The organism is Massilimicrobiota sp. An142, assembly GCF_002160725.1.
Taxonomy (GTDB): Bacteria; Bacillota_I; Bacilli_A; order Erysipelotrichales; family Coprobacillaceae; genus Allocoprobacillus; species Allocoprobacillus merdigallinarum.
On the sequence record NZ_NFLD01000021.1, the window covers coordinates 20329 to 38777 of the forward strand.

Here is an 18449-nt window from a genome sequence, read left to right on the forward strand (position 1 = left end):
TAAATTTGCTATATTACATATATGGCGAGAAAATTCAAAAAAGAAAGGAAGATATTTTTGAAAAAATTAAAAATTATATTTTTGACATTGGCAATTGGATTTTTTATGATTCCAACAGATGTTTCCGCTCATGGGAACTATTTAACTTGGAAAAACGATGCAAAATTAATAAATGGTGTAGGTAGTTATGGAAAACATGTTAGGTACTTTTGGGTTGATTCTTCAGCTTCTGGCCAAACGAGTATGATTAATCAGGTAAGAAATGAATGGGTTAACACATCAAATATCCAGAGAACATCTATCTTAATCAAGAAGATTTCTACTCAAAAAAGTTCAGTATTTGATATCTATAAAAAACAGATATACCCAACATCTACTGGTATCATAGGGCAAAGTTATTTTTATAACAGTTCCAATAAAGACATGGAAACACCTACATACAATTATAAGTGGACAAAAATAGTTCTTAACACTTCTGTGTTCAATAAACAATCTGCTTTCAATCAAAGAGGAACTATAGCTCACGAATTTGGTCATTGTATGGGATTGGCTCATTCTACTGATAAAAATAGAGTGATGACACAACTTGGAAGTGGAAGAAAAGTTGCAAAAGCAAGTAAAGTCGATTTACAGACAATTAATCATTTATATGGATAATGGAGGCATTATATGAAAAAAATTACTATATTAATAGCACTATTTACTTTAAGTTTATCTCTTGTAGGGTGCTCTTTTACAAAAGATAAGAATAGTAATACAGTGATGAATGATAAAAGTGTATCTATAAACAGTTTTAATCCTAAAGATTTTTCAAATAAATTAGAAGTCAAATCAACACTGGATTTTGATAAGATTTATGAAAACATGGAACAGCTTGAACCAGACGCTCCTAATATTGTTTATGGAACAGTTAAGGAAGTCAAAAATTTTGATGAATCAGGAACAGCTATGACTTGTTATAATTTATTGGTTGAGGAATCTTATAAAGGAAACCTCAATGAAAATGATTTAATATCAGTCTTAGCTATAGGTGGATATGTTCGTTTAGATAAATATATTGAAGTATTTGGAGATGGTAAGTTCTCTGATTATTCAACAAATGAAAGACAATCTACTGTCATTGAAGAAAGTCCAATGGATGCACCTATACCTAAAACGGGAGATAAATATTTGGTCTTTTTATCTGAGCCCATCAATAATGAATCACCTTTCCCAGATGGTGCATATAGCGAAATTGGTTCATTTATGGGAAGATATTATGATAACAATAAATTAAGAAGTTCAAAAGAACATTATTTTGCAAGATATACACCTAATGACGAGCCAAATTTCTATGGAAAAAAAGATAAGGCTTATTCTATGTCAGAAGTTAAAGATATTATAAAATAAAAAAATAAAAGAAGTGGTAGATTTAATAAAAAATTCTACCACTTTGTCAACAGTCTAAAATGTGACACAGTTGTGTCACATTTTTTATTTAAGTAAACTACGCGGCATTGAAATACCGGGACTTCCTACCCTATTAAATCGTATGGTCGGACCATAACGTTTTAGAAAGATAATAATCATTGTTTTTCAAACAGGCATTCCAGCATGTATCAATATAGTACCATGCATTTCCTATTTTTACTCTATTCCATGCATGACTTCCCCATTCTCCATGTCCACCATCTGCAATCCCAGCAACATATTGACTTTCAATACCTAATGTCTTGCATGCTATATCAAAAAACTTTGCATATCCATCGCAGACAGCTTTTTTATTTTTGAGAATTCCAATAGGTTCATAGGCATCATCCTGATAGCTATAATCATAATTTGTGTTATCTCTTAAATAGCTGTTTATCTTGTTGACTGCCTGTTCCTCTGTTAAGCCTACGAGTCCTTGATTTTTTACCCATTGTCCAACATCCTTGATAGTCTCATATCGTCCTATAGATGACTCATAAACTCTGACGGCACATCTTGTTGTTTCCTCACCTTCAATTGCTCCTGTCCCCCAGTTATGTCCTGGAATAGGGATATCAAACATATAATCTTCTATCTGATTTAACAGTTGCTTATAATCCACTGATTTTGGAACCTCGAATTGAATATCATAAGACTTATGATTGATATAGCAATCATATAATTCCTGACATAATTGCTTATACTCACTAAATTGAGGAGCTTCTGCTGCATTTCTTATACCTGTAATATCATGAAAGCTGGTTCTTTTACCAGAAGCCTGCTGTGTTGTATTTTGACTTGTATTGCTTTCACTTTTTTTGACTGGAACGACACCCTTGATATGGGATGAACTGCTTGATGAAGATTTTTGCTTAGCCAGTCTTTCCTGTGCTTCTCTAATCTTTTCTTCCTGTTCTTGACAATATTTTGTATATCCTTTATTGTTTTTGTCTTTCATATCAGCCTTATAAGCTTCTTCATATGAAAGAACTTCTATCGTGACGGGCTTTTTCGTTTCGAGACCATTTTTATCTTTAGCAACGATATTGACTGTGTATTTCCCTGCTTTAGATAGATTGTAATCACCATCTATTCTGACCTGGGCTGATTCAGTCATACCTTCAGTTAATTTATCTTCTGCTTTCCAGTATCCCTTTTCCAATAAGTTGTCTTTAGAATCCTTGATTAAAGTGATTTTATCCTTAAAGGATGTAAATTGAGGTTCTTGAGTATCCTTAACTTCTACTTTTACATCTTTTGTTTCTTCTTTATAGGATAACTGAACCTGATAAACCCCATTCAATAATCTCTCCTCATCTAGATTCTTTCCTTTAACTATGACATGGAAATCATTTTCACTAATATTTGAATGAATCTTATCAGGATTAACGTAGAAGTAAATAGAATCCGGTATATCCTGTCCATATTCAATCTGATAATAATCTTTATCAATCTTGTTTAATACTAGATAATAATCATAAAAGAACCACAATGTGGAAAATAACAAGATGCCCATAAAGAATGTTATCAGGATTTTCTTGTAATGACTTTTAATATAACCTCCTAACTTTTTCAATTGACCTTTAACTGTCACCTTCAACACCTCATAAAAAAAAGATGTGCGTTGGCACATCTCCTTCGTTATATTTGACATTTTCATTATAGCACACTTTAGGAAAACATGTGCATTACTCAAAGTTTTTTTATGTTTTGCTTTTCTTGAATATGTTTTTTTGCTTTTTTGAGGAGTAGGTACTCTGATTTTGCCTTCAGTAAACAATCCATACTTTTCCTCTTTCGTGTATTTTGTTAATTGCTTTTGTCTTGCTTTGATTTTCATGTTAAACACCAACTTCCTTCAATATATTAGTAATCAAATCTTCTAACTCATAATATGTCTGCCCATATATTCTCGATTCTTCTAACATTCCTGTTCTTTCCTTGTCAGGCAATGACACGTCCAATTCTTCTAGTTTATTTTCAAAGACCTGAAGAACCATAATAGCAATTTCTCTTTCTTTATCCATTAGTTTTCAAGCTCCTTTTGGCAATGTTTACAAATCATTGTTCCTTCTGGGATTTCTTCGCCACAGCAGACACAGTAATTTGATTCCTCTATATATCTCACATTCTCTTTAATTTCTAATTCCATAATTTCAACCCTCCTTCAATTCATTCAAAAATTGAACAACATATGTAACAGCGTCATAAATACCAACTAATGTAGAGTCACCTATACACCCTGCCTCATCATATGCAAAATCATAAATATGCTCAGCCTGTTTGGTAGTAAATCCTTCTTTCATGATTTCTTCTAGAACTTTTTGTTTCCATGCTTCATATAATTGATTCTTTTGTTTTTTATTTTCTAGAATGATAGCCTTACGATTCTCATTATGTTTTTTTACCTCTTCTCTGTTCCATCTCACGCTTTTATCTGCATCAATAATATAATTCTCTAATAACCTTTCTGGAACTTCTTTCCCTTCAAATTCAATATATTGTTTTGCCAATAATTCTAATTCCTTATTCATAACATTCCTCCTTCTTATAATAATGGTAGATAGGCTTTCTTATTTTTTTCAAAACCATCCTGATAGAATAATCCTTTTGCATAAACGGGATAATCATTCTTTTGCAAATACATGACAATTTCCCTTAATCCACCTTCTACAAAGTAACAATGCGGACAGCCATGATAGCCACTAATTCCAACGAGTTGCCCCACAGTTGTCGGATGACCGCAGTATGGACATTTCACAACAGTCATCATCAAGTCTTTGTTTTCCTGAATGATTTCAGGATTGTTATACATACCTAATCTTTTCATTTTGTTCTCCTTTCCAATAAAAAAAGACACGCTTTGCGTGTCTATAGTTCGTTTATTATCTACAGATATATTTTATCATAATTATATCCTTTTTTATCATTATATAATGTTTTTACCACTCCCTTTCAAACAATTCATCTACTTTTATAGGAGCAACACCATACCACTCAGTAGGTTGTTTTGCATTGTCATACCATGTCAGACCTTTTGAGTTATCATATTCAAAATAAAATTCAGGTTCTTTATTATTTATCTTTGCTAATACTAGCCATTCATCAAAAGAAGTATATGACAATATATCTTCTAATCCCATATTTTTTAGTATTTCATAGAACTTATCAAATTCTTTTTCTGTTTTGATTTCAACAACATTTCTTGTCGCCAAAAAATCAATGATTTTATAATCATAAGCCATTTTTTTCCTCCTTCAAAATAAAAAAGACGCGTCAATGACACGTCCTTCTTCGTATTAATTTACATATTTATTATATCACAATTCAATATAACATTCTACTATGATAATGATTAGTCATTTAGTGTATCCTTTGTAATTGTATATTGATTGTATAGATAATTCAGAGCATCAAGTTCCATATTTGTTATACCAGATTGAATAAAATCTTCCACTTTCACGGCGTATTCATTATAGGAAAAGTGCTCTATTGTATCCATCTTTCTGGAATTCACATATAACTTTTCTTTTTTTACCCTTTCCAGTAACTCATCTTTCGTGAATTTCCTGGACATGATTTCCTGAATCCCTTCCAAACGCTGGTAATATTCCTCTTCATCAGTTTCCTGACCGAACACTATTTTCTTTTGTTTCTTGATTTCAACAATATCATCATAAAGAATCTGAACCTTATCTATTCTTTTGTTGACGTGATAATGTCCAGCAAACCATACTTTAAATTCTACTGTATCCATAATGTTCTGTAAAACTTTATTTAAATGAATATATTTCTTATCATAGCGCTCCATATCAGGTAAAGCTAAAAAGCCTAATTGTATATGTGTTGATGTCGCTACATCATGTGTAATGATATAGTCTACTTGATTATTCACCTTATTCAAGTTTCTCATTGCATTATCGACTTCATTCTGTGTAGGCAACTCCTCCTGCCACCAGCTTTTTCCTTCTATTCTATATTCTACATCATGTGAGAAAGCTCCTCCAAAGCAGAAATATCTTTCATTGTTTAAAGTCATGATTTCTCCACGTTTAATATGATAAAGACTGTCCGTAATTTGATGTGCTCTTGCGCCATGAAAATCAACTTCTGGATATGAATTCAATAAAGGATGGTTTTCATGGTTTCCATCAACATACACTGTTGTCCATGGCTTTTGTGTTATCCATTTTATCCACCATTGGTCACTTTTATCCCCGCTCCAGACAAATCCTGCGTCACCGCAGATAATGACAATATCATCTTTTGTTAACGTATTACCTACTTTGAAGTTTTTTGAGTTTAATTTATGTATGTCATGAGGGCAATGGGTATCTCCGGTTATAAATATTCTCATTTTGTTACCTCCATTCATTTTGTTGTCTTTTATATCTGTCAAAAAAGAACTATTGCTTATCATTTCAGCTCTTTTATCAATTATTGTTGATTGGAACTACTCTATCTTTTTGTATATCTCTTCAATATCCAAACATAAATCCTTCATTAACTGATTGTTTTCCATATGTGGATATAATAATAAAAAGGCATCATATATTTGATTATTATCTAGATATTCATAGACTTGATGAGCATCTTCTATAAATCTATCAATAGTCTTGGCATCTCTCAATACAACAGCTTCATCCTCTTTGAAGTGGGTGATGATGAGAGGGCATTGCCAAGCATGTTGATAGAAGCCTCTGGGTCTGTAGTCAGGGTAGTTGTATTTCTCTATAATTTCATCAAGTATCTTCATATCTTCATCAGAAATCTTCCATTTCCCATGAATAAAGGGATTATTGAAGTTAACAGTATTTCCACCCCCAGGCTTTTCATGATAAGCCAACTGATATCTTAAAATCTGTTGAATGTCATAAGCTCTTTGTGCATTCATAGGAGTATCTGGACCCCAGATGCCTAATGAGCCATTAAAACTAACACCAACTAATTTTGGTATGATGACAGTTCTTAACTTATAACATATATCTCTTAATTCTGTCCCACTTTGAAACATGAATGAATATTCTCTGACTCTGAATATTTCTTCATACTGTCCCATATAGAGACGTGAATAAGTATCTAACTCTCTAATCATTCTATGAATATCCTTTATTTTCAATGTTATCTCTTTCATTTTTGACCTCCTTACCATCTTGTTGCTTTTCCATTTATATATGTATGAATGTCATCTTGAATCTGTACAGAATATACTCTATAAAACAGCCATCTTTGCCAATTCGTCTGCTCTTTCGTTGAATTCTACACCAGTATGAGCCTTCACCTTATAAAACTCTATTTCAATTCCCTGACTATTCATAAACTCTCGATAATACTGAGTATATGGATTCTTGGCCTTGTAACCTCCTGTCACCCACATTTCAATACCTTTATAATCATAATAGATTTTTACAAGTTTATATCCATGTCTTTTTGCATACTTGACAGCTTCCATTGCACCGAGAATCTCACCAGCGACATTACGCATTGTTCTCATGCCATCTTCCTGGCCAGTTCCATATGCTTCAAACAGAACAATTCCATGGTCAATACCGACAATACCAAAACCATATTTCTTATCTGAGATGTTACTTCCATCAACATAAGCAATCAATGTATCTGTTCTTCTTTCAATAGGAATATCCATGACAATAGTCTTCTCTGTTTCGAAGACGTCTTTAGAGATAATAACTGGTTTTTCTTCAGGGCTTGTTTCAATTTGTTTTCTCATACCTACGAATTCTTTTGCATCTTCCAAAGTTTTGAAAGACTTAAATTCAGCTTTTGCATATCCATCGACTTGCTTCTTGCAATCATCCCATGTTGTATAAATACCTGGTTTTCTTCCATTTTTCACAGCATAATATTTCATAATTTTCCTCCTATTCTCTGGCTACAACAGCCATATCAGTATTTGTATAATATTCATACCCATTATTGGAAGCTACATCATATAACTTCTGAAAATTCGTTAAATAGTCCTTTTCCATATTCAGACCATCAATATCACCATTCAAAACCTCGATATCATCCTGCAAATCCTTGACTTTTACATTAATGGTTGCCTCAAGGGAATTGCAATATGTGATTCCTGCTATAAAAACTATTGTCGAGATTATCATAATCCTTTTACAAACCTTATTAAATCTTTTTACTTTCATCTTTTAACCTCCAAAAATATGCTCAATTCCTCTTAACTTCTTTAAAGGTGTTGAAAAATGATAATTGTTATCTTCCTGCATCAGTCTCAGTAAATCATCTGTACTTAATTCAGCTTTTAATGTTTCAATAGGTAAAGATGAACAATCAACATCGTATTGCAATTCCGTGGTTAATACAAGCTGACCAGAAATATGATATTCTCTTTTTAAATAGTTCATCAAAATACTAGACATTTCCTTTTGATATTCCTGAAGAATCTGCTTCCTTTCGGTATCTGTCTGGTAATAGAAAGCTTTTGATTGATAGAATCCTTCACTACTTAACTGAATCATAAATAAACGATTCGCTACATCATTTCCATTTAAAAGATGAAAACGAGAATGTCTATTATTGGAATTTGAGAAGTATTGTCCTAGATTTTCAAGAGATAATTCTACATCCTTCAATAATAATCTTCCTTTAATTTCGTATCTGCATTTTCTCATTTTTTATCACCTCTATAACTGAATATTTGTGGAAGTTTGTATATTGTATTTTTGTAGGATTTTTGATACGACTGACCAATCTCCTCCACCTAAGCCACATCCTATCTTATATGGTGCGATAATAATGTCGTTTGGATAGAGGATTCTTAGGCTTTGAAGGGCTTTGTTCATTGCTTCATAATCGGTCTGTCGAACACCATTTCCATAGTCGTCTTGAGAAAACATATTGACAATGATTTTATCATCTGCTTCATAAATCATGATATGCCCTAACAGTTCCTTTGACGAGGCTGACTGACATATGATTCTATATTGCATATATAACTCTGGGTATCTGTCTGCGACCTGCTTGGCAAATCCTGAACCCATGACACCCTTGCAGTTAACCTGATGGACAATAATTAATTTCTTATCTTTCATTTCAAACATAATTTTCCTCCTTTCTATGCAACAAAAAAGACATGCCTTGGCATGTCCTATTCGTTTATATATTACATTTTCATTTTATCATATTTTAAAGTGTATTTAGAGATTTGGTGTGAATAATATCATGATTAATATCTTCTACAAACAGATTGTGGTCATCCACATAATAATTTGCAAAGATTTTGCGAGGATTATTATGATAGAATTCCTTCATATGAGGAAGATTATCATTGATAGCATCAAATTCTATTCCTAATCTATCACAAAACTCAATAGCATCCTCAAGATGCTTGCCTTCTCTCATAGTATATAAAATAATATAATCACCATTAGCCTTGCATTTTTTGAGAAGATTGATAGTGGATTGAATAGGGGTTCCAATATCTGGATAAGCATTCGTTACAATCGTTCCATCAAAATCAAATGCATAAATTTTCTTCATAAGTATCACCTCAATTCATATACATAAAGTTACTGTTATTCAATGTCATTCTATCTTTAACTTAATAACATTGGTCAGTTAACCAATATAGTTCTATCTTTAACTTAATAACATTGGTCAATTAACTAAACTTTTTCTTATATTGACAAAATTAGTTTAGATATACATATGTTTTGAAAAAAGAGATAGCAATGTATCTCTCTTATGGATTGCAGGACTGACAAGGTGTATATCCATCTTTAATCAGTTCCTCTTTTGATTGATTTGTTTCTTTTTTGTTTCGTTGACTCATCTGACTTACAGAATCACAATCAGGTCGATGAATTTTTTTACTGTTAGTATTGAGAATATAAGTGACTTCTGTATTTCCTGTCTGCCCTTTGTCACTTGTATTTGCTTTGGAAGCAATTGATGTCAGTCCTGTTGCATAGTCAATTTCTATGCCTGGTTTATCAGGACTCACAACGTTAGGCTGAACATTATAGATAAATACACAAAACTCAAGTCCACCACCATTGTCTTCAAGTGATTCAGCTTCCATAATAACACCTTTCGCCACCAGATTATCACCTTCAAAAATAGGCGTTACTCTATAAAGAAGTGTATTGCCTGTATCATAGACATAATCTAATGCCATGTTTTCATAATGCAACATTCCATATTCGTCATCTGCATTGAAAAACCTTGTCCCAGTGATGAGATTTTCTTTGACATTTGTATCAAATAGATTATCAAATAACTTGAACATGGCTAAATGTGAACGATTATAGACATATCCTAATTTTTCAGAAACAATGCCATCATATCTTTTTGTTTGCCATCCAGAAGGTTTAATATCACCAATATCGTCTCTTTCTGTTGTTGCAATAGATGATGGTGAAGCAACAGCCATGACTGGACCACAACGTCCAAGACTATCCAATTCTGGAACAGAATAATAATCATTCCCATAACTTCTTTCCTTATCAGTAAAGTAAGTTTCATTGTTGTTTAATACAAGATTATAATGAGTCCCATCAAAATCTGGAATATCTTCTTTGCTATAAGTTGTTGTCTGCTGTGTTGAATTGTTGATTGGACTATCCTGAGTTGTCGAGCATCCAGTAATGAATAATGACAATACAATGGCCATCAAAATTGTTAATATCTTTTTTCTATTCATAAACATTCTCCTTTTCTATATCATAGCTTATTTGTGCAATGAATGAAATCCATTCTTTTATCTCCTAAAGAAAAAGGGAGAAAATTATTCCCCCTCTATCGTTTAAGATTACACTTATAGTATAACATAATTATTTAAGAGACTTTCCTTTCTTCCAGCTCCCTATCTATCATCATTGTCTTTACCATCACCAATGATGCTGTCTCTGATAATCGACTATTCACCATATCTAGAAACTGAAATGCATTTGCTACATCATATGTCCCTTCTTCTAAATATTCATCTATATTATCCTCAGTTATATCAGTATAGATTTCTAGGATTTCTTCGATATTGAATTCTTTTATCATTTCATCGAATTCCTTGTATTCTTTTTCCAATCCTAAACTTCTGTATCTTATTTTTAGATTCTTTTCAGCATTCTTTAGCTTATCATACAGCATAAACAAGCTCTTTTTCTTCAGGAAGAAATTATCAATCATGCGTTGTGATTCTTCATTTTTTACCATTCTATCTAAAAGCGCTAGACATGTCCATAGCATATAAAAAAGATACAGATAATATATATCTGTATCCACTAGATAGCTCATTATTCATCATTTATTTATGAAAAATTAATGAGCCTTGAAATTATAAATCGGTTTAAGAATTTTATCAACTTTTACTGTATCTTCAATATTGGAAATAATCTCATCAATGGACTTATATGCCATTGGGCTCTCATCAATTGTTGATTGACATACTGAAGAAGAATAAACATTTTTCATAGATTCTTCAAATTCTTCCAATGTAATACTGTCTTTAGCTTTGCTTCTTGACATCAATCTACCTGCTCCATGTGGTCCTGAAAAGTTGTAATCTTGATTGCCTTTTCCGATACCAATGATAGAACCATCTCTCATATTAATAGGAATAAGAATAACTTCATTTTTGCGGGCTGAAATAGCTCCTTTTCTTAGAATTTTGTCTTCATCTATATAATTATGAAGAGTTTCAAATCCTGATGATGAAAACCCTTTGGTTTTGTTATCAAAGCCACAAATAAACAAATGTGGCCCTATTTCATCAATATATGCATTCAAATCTCCATCATCAAACCCGTTATCCTTTACAATGAATTCCAAAATAGATTTTGCAATGTATTGTCTGTTTAGTGAAGCAAATTCTGAACATAGCAATACGTCATGAAGATAATCTTTAGCAAATTCACCTTCAAGATAACATAAATCATGAGGAATTCTCTTTTCTTCTTTATAATTCATTTCAAACTCTTCCAATTTTTTACTTATTTCTTTTTGACGCCCTTCTGCTTTAAGCTTGTTAATAATTTCCTGTCTTGCTTTTTGATGGTCTTGTTTGACATGATTGCAGTATTCATCTGCTATATTTTGATATATTTCTGCAACTTGCTTTCCAAGATTTCTGCTGCCCGTATGAACAATTAAATAATGATTCCCATAATCATCTTTTGAAATCTCAATAAAATGATTTCCACCACCAAGACTCCCTAAACTTCTTTTAAGATATTCTACTTCTTTTAATTCTTTAAAACATCTAAATTTCTCTATATTGAATTCGTGAGGTTTATAAATAGGGTTTTCATTAACATTGAAGCCTGCAGGAACGTTCTCATTGATGAATTTATCTATTCTTTCTAAGTTCAGGTTTAATTGTTCTGGAATTTGAATAGTTAGCATTCCACATGAAATATCTACGCCAACAAGAGAAGGACAAACCTTATCTTTTAGCTGAATTGTTGTTCCTATAGTGCATCCCTTTCCAGCATGGCAGTCTGGCATAATAGCGATTTGACATCCTTCTAGCCATCTTTGATTACATAAATCCATTATCTGACTGATACATTCATTTTCTACAGTTGTACCATATACTTTCGCTGTATTATATTTTCCTTTAATTTCAAACATTTATTTGTCCTCCGATAATTTGATAATTGGTTCTTTTTTCATATTATAAATGGCAGCTTCAACTTCATAAATACCTTTTTCTGTAATCTCTGTTTCTGTTTGCCACAATATTTTGTTTTCACTAAATGCCTGCATAAGCTTTTCATAATTATTGAGCTTCATTTCAATATCAGCCTGTTCAGACATATAGATTTCTTTGATTTCATATTTGAGTCCTGTCAATTTCTCCATCATTTTTGCTGCCTGATTGATATATGACAATGATGTATATATTCTTGCATGATGGATGAACTTACTTTTTTGCTCATGCCCAGCATAGTAAGTATTGTCTTCAAACTTCATAACATATAATTTTTTCATAACATGACTTCTCCTTTTCGACTACATCTCAACTAAGTCTCGACTTATTTGTTTTTACTTATTCTTTTTTCCAAATTAATCCTCTTCTACAGTCAAAACTTCAGTAATTTCTCCATCATATTCATCATAAATTTCTTCATAATCATTATTTAAAATTCTTTGCCTTGCTTCTTCTACAGTTTTGGCTCTCACAGAACCTTTACATGTATTCACTATCTTTCCTGTAAAATTATATGTCTTTTCCATTTCTTATACCTCCAACAATTTCCTTTCATCTTCCGTTAACAAACATTGATTCATCAATAATTCAACTGGATTACGTATACCATTTTCATCAGTGTACCAATCCTGCGTAAGTGTATTGATATTTTGACTAAGTCTTTCCATTTCTCTTTGTTGTTTCTTAGTTTTTCTATTATATGGCAAAATCTTTTCATATTCCTCATTCAATCTTTCAAACAATTCACTGACATCCATAGAAAATACATGATGGCATACAAATCTTTTTCCACTGACAGGGTCATATTGTATTCTGTGCCATCTGTAAAACTCCTTATAATCAGAGTAATAATTTTCTTCCCAATCATAGTCTCCATCATCAATCATTTCAGATTCTCTCAAATAGACTCCAATCTCTGAATCATCATCCATAATTCGATTTTCATAGTCCTCAGAGTGGTGAGAAAGAGGCATGAGAAGTGTATGGAATGTTTTAGGAATCTGATTTTGAAATGATTTCATATCAAAAATATAGAATTCCTGTCTTTGTCCATCATTTTGATAAAAATAAACACCATAATTAATAACTATTTCATTGGGGTTATTCCATTCTCGTATTTCGTCCATAATTAATCTCCTTTTCTATTTACTCTCTTTCAACATGATAAATATAGACATCCAATCCTTCTTCCATAGCTGTCTTAATCATGTTTTCTGTTCCTCTGCTTGGGTTATCCTTATATCTAAAAGCAATCAGGACATCACCGTATTTTGCCATTTCCTGATTTCTTAAAGGGCCTGCACGCTTACCATATTGATTCCAGTCAGCTGGAAATTCCTTCAATGATATTTTTGAAGATTGCTGGCTTAGAGCATAATTTTTTGCAATTCTATCAACACCCTTTGCGCCACCTTCTACAATTTCAATTTCATCTTCATCACTGTATAAGGATAAAACAGCATTTAAGATGTTTCTGACTAAGTCCTCATTTTCATAGTCTCTTGGACCAGCTACAACCACTTTTAACATTTCATTTCCTCCTTCAGTATCCTTCAACACTGAGGCAAATGCCTCATAATTTTTATTTTTTGACTTAGGTACAGCAAAAATAATATCTGTAAAAGAATACTGATACTTCTGAATCGCTCTCAAAAACTCCGATGCAACTAATGTAGGAGATTGCTTGAATACTCCAGCACCCCATGCACCTAGAATCAAGATATCTGCTCCTTCTGTCATGGCAACTTGAAAAAGAAATTCTATTCTCTCTCTAAGGATTTTCTTGTTTTCTTCTTCTGTCACATTTTGGTATTTTGAAGCAGCTCCATAGTTTGGTGCAGCACAAGTTAACACATCAACAAGATAAGGTCCATTGTCATTGAAGAACACAATATCTTCTGTGTATAGTGCACGATGTTCATACATGGCTCTGTTCAAATTCTTTCTATTCCATGCATAATAAGTCTTGTCAAAATGGAGTAGTACATTATAAAGCGTACTGTCATGACATAACGCTTCCTCCTGGGCTAATGAGCCGTTTAAAAACATCCCTCCAGGATTCTTGTAAGAAGCAAAGTTCAAGACCGCAACACGGCTTAATTTGTCTTTGTTTCTGACTTCAAAGATTGCCTGAGATGTCGTCATGTCTTTGAGGTGGATTTGACATGGTTTTGAATAGTGTTTTCTATCTGTTTTTAAGAGTGTATTGGTATTGATATCATAAAGACGTGTATTGTTTACAGAGCATTCGATATCCTCTTTACACTCCTTTTCCATATCTTGATAGTGTTTTAATGCTTTTTTCTTCATTTCTTCTTTCCTATTCCATGGATTGTCATTGAACATGATTTATTCCTCCTCGTATCTTCTATTTTTAATCTCTCTTGCCTTTAAAATAAATTCCTTATAATCCTCATAGCTATCAAATTTGACAATTGAACCATTATAAATATCCATACAATCAAATCCTTTTGTCAATTCATAGTTATTAGAAGTCACTAGAATATATCCATCCAGACCTTTAATATCTTCATGAATCATATGAAATACCTTGTTATATTCTATTTGTTCGTCAATACTCAATCCTGAATCAACTGCATCAAAGGTAATAAAAAAAGGTTTTTTATCTTCTTTTCTTTGACGGACGAAAGCTCCTACCTGAGATAAGATATCAGAAAATCCTTGTGTCAGTTTTTCACCTTCACTCGATGATGTTAACCAAGCAATCTTTTCAAACTGATTTGTATGTAAAAACAACTCCATATTTCGATGAACAGAATTCAACTTTTCTGAATCATATTGTAATAGTTGTATATCATTGTTTTTGCAATATCCCTTGACTATAGAAATGAGCGTACTTTTTCCGTATCCATTACATCCAACAAGGATAGTGACTCCCGGATTCAATGAAATTTCTTCTGTACTATACATTTCAATTCCTTCATCATAATAATCTTTATTTATTTTTAGTTTCATTTTATCTCTCCTCTCAATAAAAAAAGGATATGCTTTGTGCATGTCCCTCTTCGTATAATATTACATTATTATTGTACCATAATACCTTGGTATTTTGATGGAATCATCTCAACTTTTCACTAGTATACAGTCTTTGATGAAATGTCTCGTTTTCTTCACTGTCTCTTACAACAGCATATCCTCCTTCAGGAATCTTAAAACTGCTCTTTAAGAAATCATCATAATCCTTGTCATACATACGTATTTCTGTTTCATTATTGATAATCAATGTCGTATACCATTTTCCTGTATCTTTATAAATATCTACAATCAGTCTCATTTTATCACCTCGTTTATTTCTCCTTTTATTGTATCATTTTTCTATGCTAAATATAAAAAAGATGGGGTGTCTTATTCCCCATCTGTCATATCATATTTATCATTTTTTCAAGAATATGTATATCGGACTTAACGCTTTTTAATTCTTCCAGTAATTGATGTCTCATATCAATGAACTCCTGCATTTTTTGTTTTCTTTCTTTTGTATTCTTTCCAATGTATATATCTTTTTTTTCATTGGAAGAGTATGCATATATATATTCCTTTCCAGAAATAACCTTTATTTTCATCTGCGTAAAAGCATATTGCTCTTTTAATCTTGTTTCAAAAGCATTTTTGGCGCGATTCTTTCTGTCCAGTTCTTCTATAAGAACATCTTTTACATATTGCAAAGACATATATATCACCTTTACCTTTCATATACAAGTTGCCAGAATTTAACTTCTAAAATTAGATTTTTTTGGTAACTTTCATTCTTATATTATACTCGATTATCTAAAAATTTATATATTTGATAAATATTTTAGATAAATTTTATCGCTTCAATCATTGCAATAACAAAAAAAAGCCAGTCTTCTGACTGACTCATTGACGTAGAGAAAAGTGAGTCTTCAGACTGACTACCCAATCATCGTATTATAAAGTTCAATATTTCTTCTGCCATTTTCATATAATGCAACTGCTTGTTCTAATTGAACCATTCTAGCCCATCCATCAAACTTCTTATCAAATTCACTCAAAACATTTAATAGTGCAATCTGTTCTCTCGCATGTTCATATACTTCTTTCCAGTTTTTTGTTTGTTTTGTTGTCATTGTTGCTTCCATTTATTTGTGCTCCTTTCTTTCTTCCAAAAACCTATCCAAATCCTCATAATATCTATTCTCTATTACATACCCATTTTCCAGCTTCGTGATGCTTTGACTGGTAAGTACATCTATCAATCTCTGATAATCCTCTACCTGTCTTTTCATATCCTCATAATCACATCTCTCCATAAGTATGATGTCATCAAGAGGCGTATCATGAATAGACTCAGATGAGGTCTTGAGATAGAATCGATTCCTCAAAAAATCTATTGAAACTTCCAATTCATCTCCCGTTGGTCCCACCAATGTCTGAGTAATGAAATATTGGGTGAAAATAGAGGGTTTGAGGTTTTTTTTGATAATTCTCATCATAATCTTTTCCAATCCTGATGATTTTTTCATAACTTGTCTTTAAATATTGACAAATGAGTGCAAAATAATCAGTTTTAATAAAAGAATTGAATGAGAATTCTAAAATCGAATCATAATTGATGTACAATTTTATCTTTTCTTCTTCAAATTCCATTTCCAAAATGACGTAATCTTCATTATCTGAACATTCTATAAAGAAGTTCCCGCTTTTTATTTTTGAAGATGTCAATCCCAGTTTTTCTATATTTTGCTGACGTGCCAATACGTCAAAGTAAATTTTAAAATATTGATAATCCATTATCATCGCTCCTTCAACTGAAAGTCTTTAAATTGCAAGTTCTAAATCATAGACCTGTAATGAAGCCAAAGCTCTCTCTACATCTTTGTTTTTGTATTCATTTTGAATATCCTGCTTAATTTGATTGATAGCTTCTTCAATTGTCTTATCAAAGACAACTCCTCCCTTATCACTATCAATTCCTACATTAAAATCATAACCAAAAGCTTTCATAATTATCCTTCCTTTCTATAAAACACCTAAACTTTTGACTTGAAATGTTTCAATGTCAGAGCAATACTGACGAACATCTTCAAGAGTTAATTCTTTTCCTCTCATATCTGGAGGCAAGATAAGATTGACTGATGTCACAGTATTCGCATATTTTGCCAATCCTAAAGGCAATACACCAATGACGTCCTTTCCTTCAATCATTTCCTTTGTTGCATGAGCATGTAGTTCATAGCTTCCATTCTCGATGATTCCTTTTTCTAATAAAAAATCTTCAAGAGCAGGATGTCTTGTAATGACAATCTTTTTCATATTTTTCTCTCCTTCCACGACAAAAAAAGGACGTGCAATGCACATCCCTGTCTCGTTTATATTTACAATACTATTTTAACATAAATACATCTCTATGTAATATTTTAGTCATTTCATTGAATCTACTTGCTTTGAGGTAGTTTAATAACAGTTTCATCATCTGTCTTGAATATATGATTTTCTCTGGCATACCTCAACTGATATTCCTTTGATGAAAGATTCTTGACTTCTTCAGATAATTTATCTTTTTCTCTTTGAAGACTATCATGAGCTTCTTGAATACTCTTCATATCCATATTTAATCCATATACACGATACCCTGTCATGGCTATTGAAAGAAGCAAGAATATAGAAATCATTATATAGATAATACCTTTTATTCTGCTCTTTTTTATACTGTTGACCATATTCTCACCTCATTTTACTCAGATGTTTATAATGATAGAAATGATAGAATTTCTTGAATGTTTCGTGGTTCATAATGGATATATGGCATCATGCAACCAACATTTCTTGCAATACACTCAATATGATACTCATTATTTAGTGCCTGAATAAAGGACTGGTAAATGGCTTCTTCTTGAGAATTATGTAAGTGTCCGTATAGATGGATGTTGACGGGAACATTATCTTTTAATCGATGCTGATGATTCCAGAACATGATAGGATAATGAGATAGAATGAGTCTATACTGTTTTCCATTGATGAACTCTTTCACTTCCTTATAAGGTACTATCTCAACAAACTGTTGTGCATATCTGCCATCTTTACATCTATCATGATTACCTAAAATCAGATGCTTTTTTCCTTTCAATGTTGATACAAACTGGATAGCTTCCTCATTTTCTTTCCAGCACATATCTCCTAGTATGTAAACATCATCTGCATTTGTTATTTTCTTATTCCAGTGATATTTGATGTATTCCATCATTTCTTTCATTGTTTCAAAAGGTCGATTATCAAAGTTATTTCCCTCTCCACAGACATTTTTATGCAGAATATGCAAATCTGAAATATAATAGTTCAC

Annotated in this window: 32 protein-coding genes; 2 read left to right on the forward strand and 30 right to left on the reverse strand. The window is 32.0% G+C overall.

Annotated features, from left to right (window positions below):
- Positions 1 to 57: 57 nt before the first annotated feature.
- Together B5E87_RS09520 and B5E87_RS09525 are read left to right on the forward strand one after the other, a co-directional pair.
- A complete protein-coding gene (locus B5E87_RS09520) occupies positions 58 to 657 on the forward strand; it encodes a matrixin family metalloprotease (protein ID WP_158095591.1) in 600 nt (199 codons plus the stop codon).
- Between the two features lie 12 nt (positions 658 to 669).
- Positions 670 to 1389 (forward strand): hypothetical protein, encoded by a 720-nt coding sequence (locus tag B5E87_RS09525; protein WP_087244695.1) that lies wholly within the window; start codon positions 670 to 672, stop codon positions 1387 to 1389.
- Positions 1390 to 1522: 133 nt separating this feature from the next.
- On the opposite strand, the gene B5E87_RS09530 is transcribed toward B5E87_RS09525, so the two are convergent.
- The 30 genes from B5E87_RS09530 to B5E87_RS09665 form a co-directional block, all read right to left on the reverse strand.
- A complete protein-coding gene (locus tag B5E87_RS09530) occupies positions 1523 to 3052 on the reverse strand; it encodes a transglutaminase domain-containing protein (RefSeq protein WP_158095592.1) in 1530 nt (509 codons plus the stop codon).
- A gap of 238 nt (positions 3053 to 3290) precedes the next feature.
- Positions 3291 to 3476 carry a hypothetical protein gene (locus B5E87_RS09535; RefSeq protein WP_087244697.1) on the reverse strand — a complete coding sequence of 62 codons (186 nt, stop codon included), beginning with the start codon at positions 3474 to 3476 and terminating at the stop codon, positions 3291 to 3293.
- Entirely contained in the window at positions 3476 to 3601 is a 126-nt protein-coding gene (locus B5E87_RS15585; RefSeq protein WP_275112313.1) for a hypothetical protein, read from the reverse strand. The genes B5E87_RS09535 and B5E87_RS15585 overlap by 1 nt, the downstream gene beginning before the upstream one ends.
- 4 nt (positions 3602 to 3605) lie before the next feature.
- Positions 3606 to 3983: a hypothetical protein gene (locus tag B5E87_RS09540; RefSeq protein WP_087244698.1), complete on the reverse strand. Its 378-nt coding sequence runs from the start codon at positions 3981 to 3983 to the stop codon at positions 3606 to 3608.
- Positions 3984 to 3997: 14 nt separating this feature from the next.
- Positions 3998 to 4279, reverse strand: a complete 282-nt coding sequence (locus B5E87_RS09545; protein WP_087244699.1) for a hypothetical protein — start codon at positions 4277 to 4279, stop codon at positions 3998 to 4000.
- Positions 4280 to 4391: 112 nt separating this feature from the next.
- Positions 4392 to 4694 carry a hypothetical protein gene (locus B5E87_RS09550; RefSeq protein ID WP_087244700.1) on the reverse strand — a complete coding sequence of 101 codons (303 nt, stop codon included), beginning with the start codon at positions 4692 to 4694 and terminating at the stop codon, positions 4392 to 4394.
- A gap of 110 nt (positions 4695 to 4804) precedes the next feature.
- A complete protein-coding gene (locus tag B5E87_RS09555; RefSeq protein ID WP_087244701.1) occupies positions 4805 to 5806 on the reverse strand; it encodes a metallophosphoesterase in 1002 nt (333 codons plus the stop codon).
- A gap of 96 nt (positions 5807 to 5902) precedes the next feature.
- Positions 5903 to 6583 (reverse strand): hypothetical protein, encoded by a 681-nt coding sequence (locus B5E87_RS09560; protein ID WP_087244702.1) that lies wholly within the window; start codon positions 6581 to 6583, stop codon positions 5903 to 5905.
- 78 nt (positions 6584 to 6661) lie between these two features.
- Positions 6662 to 7318: a ribonuclease H1 domain-containing protein gene (locus tag B5E87_RS09565; protein WP_241147160.1), complete on the reverse strand. Its 657-nt coding sequence runs from the start codon at positions 7316 to 7318 to the stop codon at positions 6662 to 6664.
- Between the two features lie 10 nt (positions 7319 to 7328).
- Complete coding sequence (locus B5E87_RS09570) at positions 7329 to 7607, reverse strand: hypothetical protein (RefSeq protein WP_087244704.1); 279 nt, start codon at positions 7605 to 7607, stop codon at positions 7329 to 7331.
- 3 nt (positions 7608 to 7610) lie between these two features.
- Positions 7611 to 8093, reverse strand: a complete 483-nt coding sequence (locus B5E87_RS09575) for a hypothetical protein (protein WP_087244705.1) — start codon at positions 8091 to 8093, stop codon at positions 7611 to 7613.
- Between the two features lie 12 nt (positions 8094 to 8105).
- Positions 8106 to 8522, reverse strand: coding sequence for a macro domain-containing protein (locus B5E87_RS09580; RefSeq protein ID WP_087244706.1), 417 nt, complete (start codon positions 8520 to 8522; stop codon positions 8106 to 8108).
- Between the two features lie 85 nt (positions 8523 to 8607).
- Positions 8608 to 8961, reverse strand: coding sequence for an HAD family hydrolase (locus tag B5E87_RS09585; RefSeq protein WP_206399286.1), 354 nt, complete (start codon positions 8959 to 8961; stop codon positions 8608 to 8610).
- Between the two features lie 202 nt (positions 8962 to 9163).
- Complete coding sequence (locus B5E87_RS09590) at positions 9164 to 10123, reverse strand: DNA/RNA non-specific endonuclease (protein WP_158095593.1); 960 nt, start codon at positions 10121 to 10123, stop codon at positions 9164 to 9166.
- A 134-nt stretch (positions 10124 to 10257) separates the two neighbouring features.
- Positions 10258 to 10665: a hypothetical protein gene (locus B5E87_RS09595; protein ID WP_158095594.1), complete on the reverse strand. Its 408-nt coding sequence runs from the start codon at positions 10663 to 10665 to the stop codon at positions 10258 to 10260.
- A 72-nt stretch (positions 10666 to 10737) separates the two neighbouring features.
- Positions 10738 to 12048, reverse strand: coding sequence for an RtcB family protein (locus B5E87_RS09600; protein ID WP_087244709.1), 1311 nt, complete (start codon positions 12046 to 12048; stop codon positions 10738 to 10740).
- Positions 12049 to 12408 carry a hypothetical protein gene (locus B5E87_RS09605; protein ID WP_087244710.1) on the reverse strand — a complete coding sequence of 120 codons (360 nt, stop codon included), beginning with the start codon at positions 12406 to 12408 and terminating at the stop codon, positions 12049 to 12051.
- A 75-nt stretch (positions 12409 to 12483) separates the two neighbouring features.
- Positions 12484 to 12654, reverse strand: a complete 171-nt coding sequence (locus tag B5E87_RS15070; RefSeq protein ID WP_158095595.1) for a hypothetical protein — start codon at positions 12652 to 12654, stop codon at positions 12484 to 12486.
- A 3-nt stretch (positions 12655 to 12657) separates the two neighbouring features.
- Positions 12658 to 13254, reverse strand: coding sequence for a hypothetical protein (locus B5E87_RS09610; RefSeq protein WP_087244711.1), 597 nt, complete (start codon positions 13252 to 13254; stop codon positions 12658 to 12660).
- Positions 13255 to 13273: 19 nt separating this feature from the next.
- Positions 13274 to 14473: a TIGR02452 family protein gene (locus B5E87_RS09615; protein WP_087244712.1), complete on the reverse strand. Its 1200-nt coding sequence runs from the start codon at positions 14471 to 14473 to the stop codon at positions 13274 to 13276.
- A gap of 3 nt (positions 14474 to 14476) precedes the next feature.
- Complete coding sequence (locus B5E87_RS09620) at positions 14477 to 15103, reverse strand: hypothetical protein (protein WP_087244713.1); 627 nt, start codon at positions 15101 to 15103, stop codon at positions 14477 to 14479.
- 103 nt (positions 15104 to 15206) lie between these two features.
- Positions 15207 to 15422 carry a hypothetical protein gene (locus B5E87_RS09625; protein ID WP_087244714.1) on the reverse strand — a complete coding sequence of 72 codons (216 nt, stop codon included), beginning with the start codon at positions 15420 to 15422 and terminating at the stop codon, positions 15207 to 15209.
- 85 nt (positions 15423 to 15507) lie between these two features.
- Complete coding sequence (locus B5E87_RS09630) at positions 15508 to 15819, reverse strand: hypothetical protein (RefSeq protein WP_087244715.1); 312 nt, start codon at positions 15817 to 15819, stop codon at positions 15508 to 15510.
- Between the two features lie 222 nt (positions 15820 to 16041).
- Positions 16042 to 16248 carry a hypothetical protein gene (locus B5E87_RS09635; RefSeq protein WP_087244716.1) on the reverse strand — a complete coding sequence of 69 codons (207 nt, stop codon included), beginning with the start codon at positions 16246 to 16248 and terminating at the stop codon, positions 16042 to 16044.
- Positions 16249 to 16512, reverse strand: a complete 264-nt coding sequence (locus B5E87_RS09640; protein ID WP_087244717.1) for a hypothetical protein — start codon at positions 16510 to 16512, stop codon at positions 16249 to 16251. It lies immediately after the preceding gene.
- A 1-nt stretch (position 16513) separates the two neighbouring features.
- Positions 16514 to 16900 carry a hypothetical protein gene (locus B5E87_RS09645; protein ID WP_087244718.1) on the reverse strand — a complete coding sequence of 129 codons (387 nt, stop codon included), beginning with the start codon at positions 16898 to 16900 and terminating at the stop codon, positions 16514 to 16516.
- Between the two features lie 27 nt (positions 16901 to 16927).
- Complete coding sequence (locus B5E87_RS09650; RefSeq protein ID WP_087244719.1) at positions 16928 to 17113, reverse strand: hypothetical protein; 186 nt, start codon at positions 17111 to 17113, stop codon at positions 16928 to 16930.
- A gap of 15 nt (positions 17114 to 17128) precedes the next feature.
- The gene (locus B5E87_RS09655; protein ID WP_087244720.1) at positions 17129 to 17422 is read right to left on the reverse strand and encodes a CRISPR-associated protein Csx16; all 294 of its coding nucleotides are present in this window, start codon (positions 17420 to 17422) and stop codon (positions 17129 to 17131) included.
- A gap of 122 nt (positions 17423 to 17544) precedes the next feature.
- Positions 17545 to 17829, reverse strand: coding sequence for a septum formation initiator family protein (locus B5E87_RS09660; protein WP_087244721.1), 285 nt, complete (start codon positions 17827 to 17829; stop codon positions 17545 to 17547).
- A 26-nt stretch (positions 17830 to 17855) separates the two neighbouring features.
- Positions 17856 to 18449: a metallophosphoesterase gene (locus tag B5E87_RS09665; RefSeq protein WP_087244722.1), complete on the reverse strand. Its 594-nt coding sequence runs from the start codon at positions 18447 to 18449 to the stop codon at positions 17856 to 17858.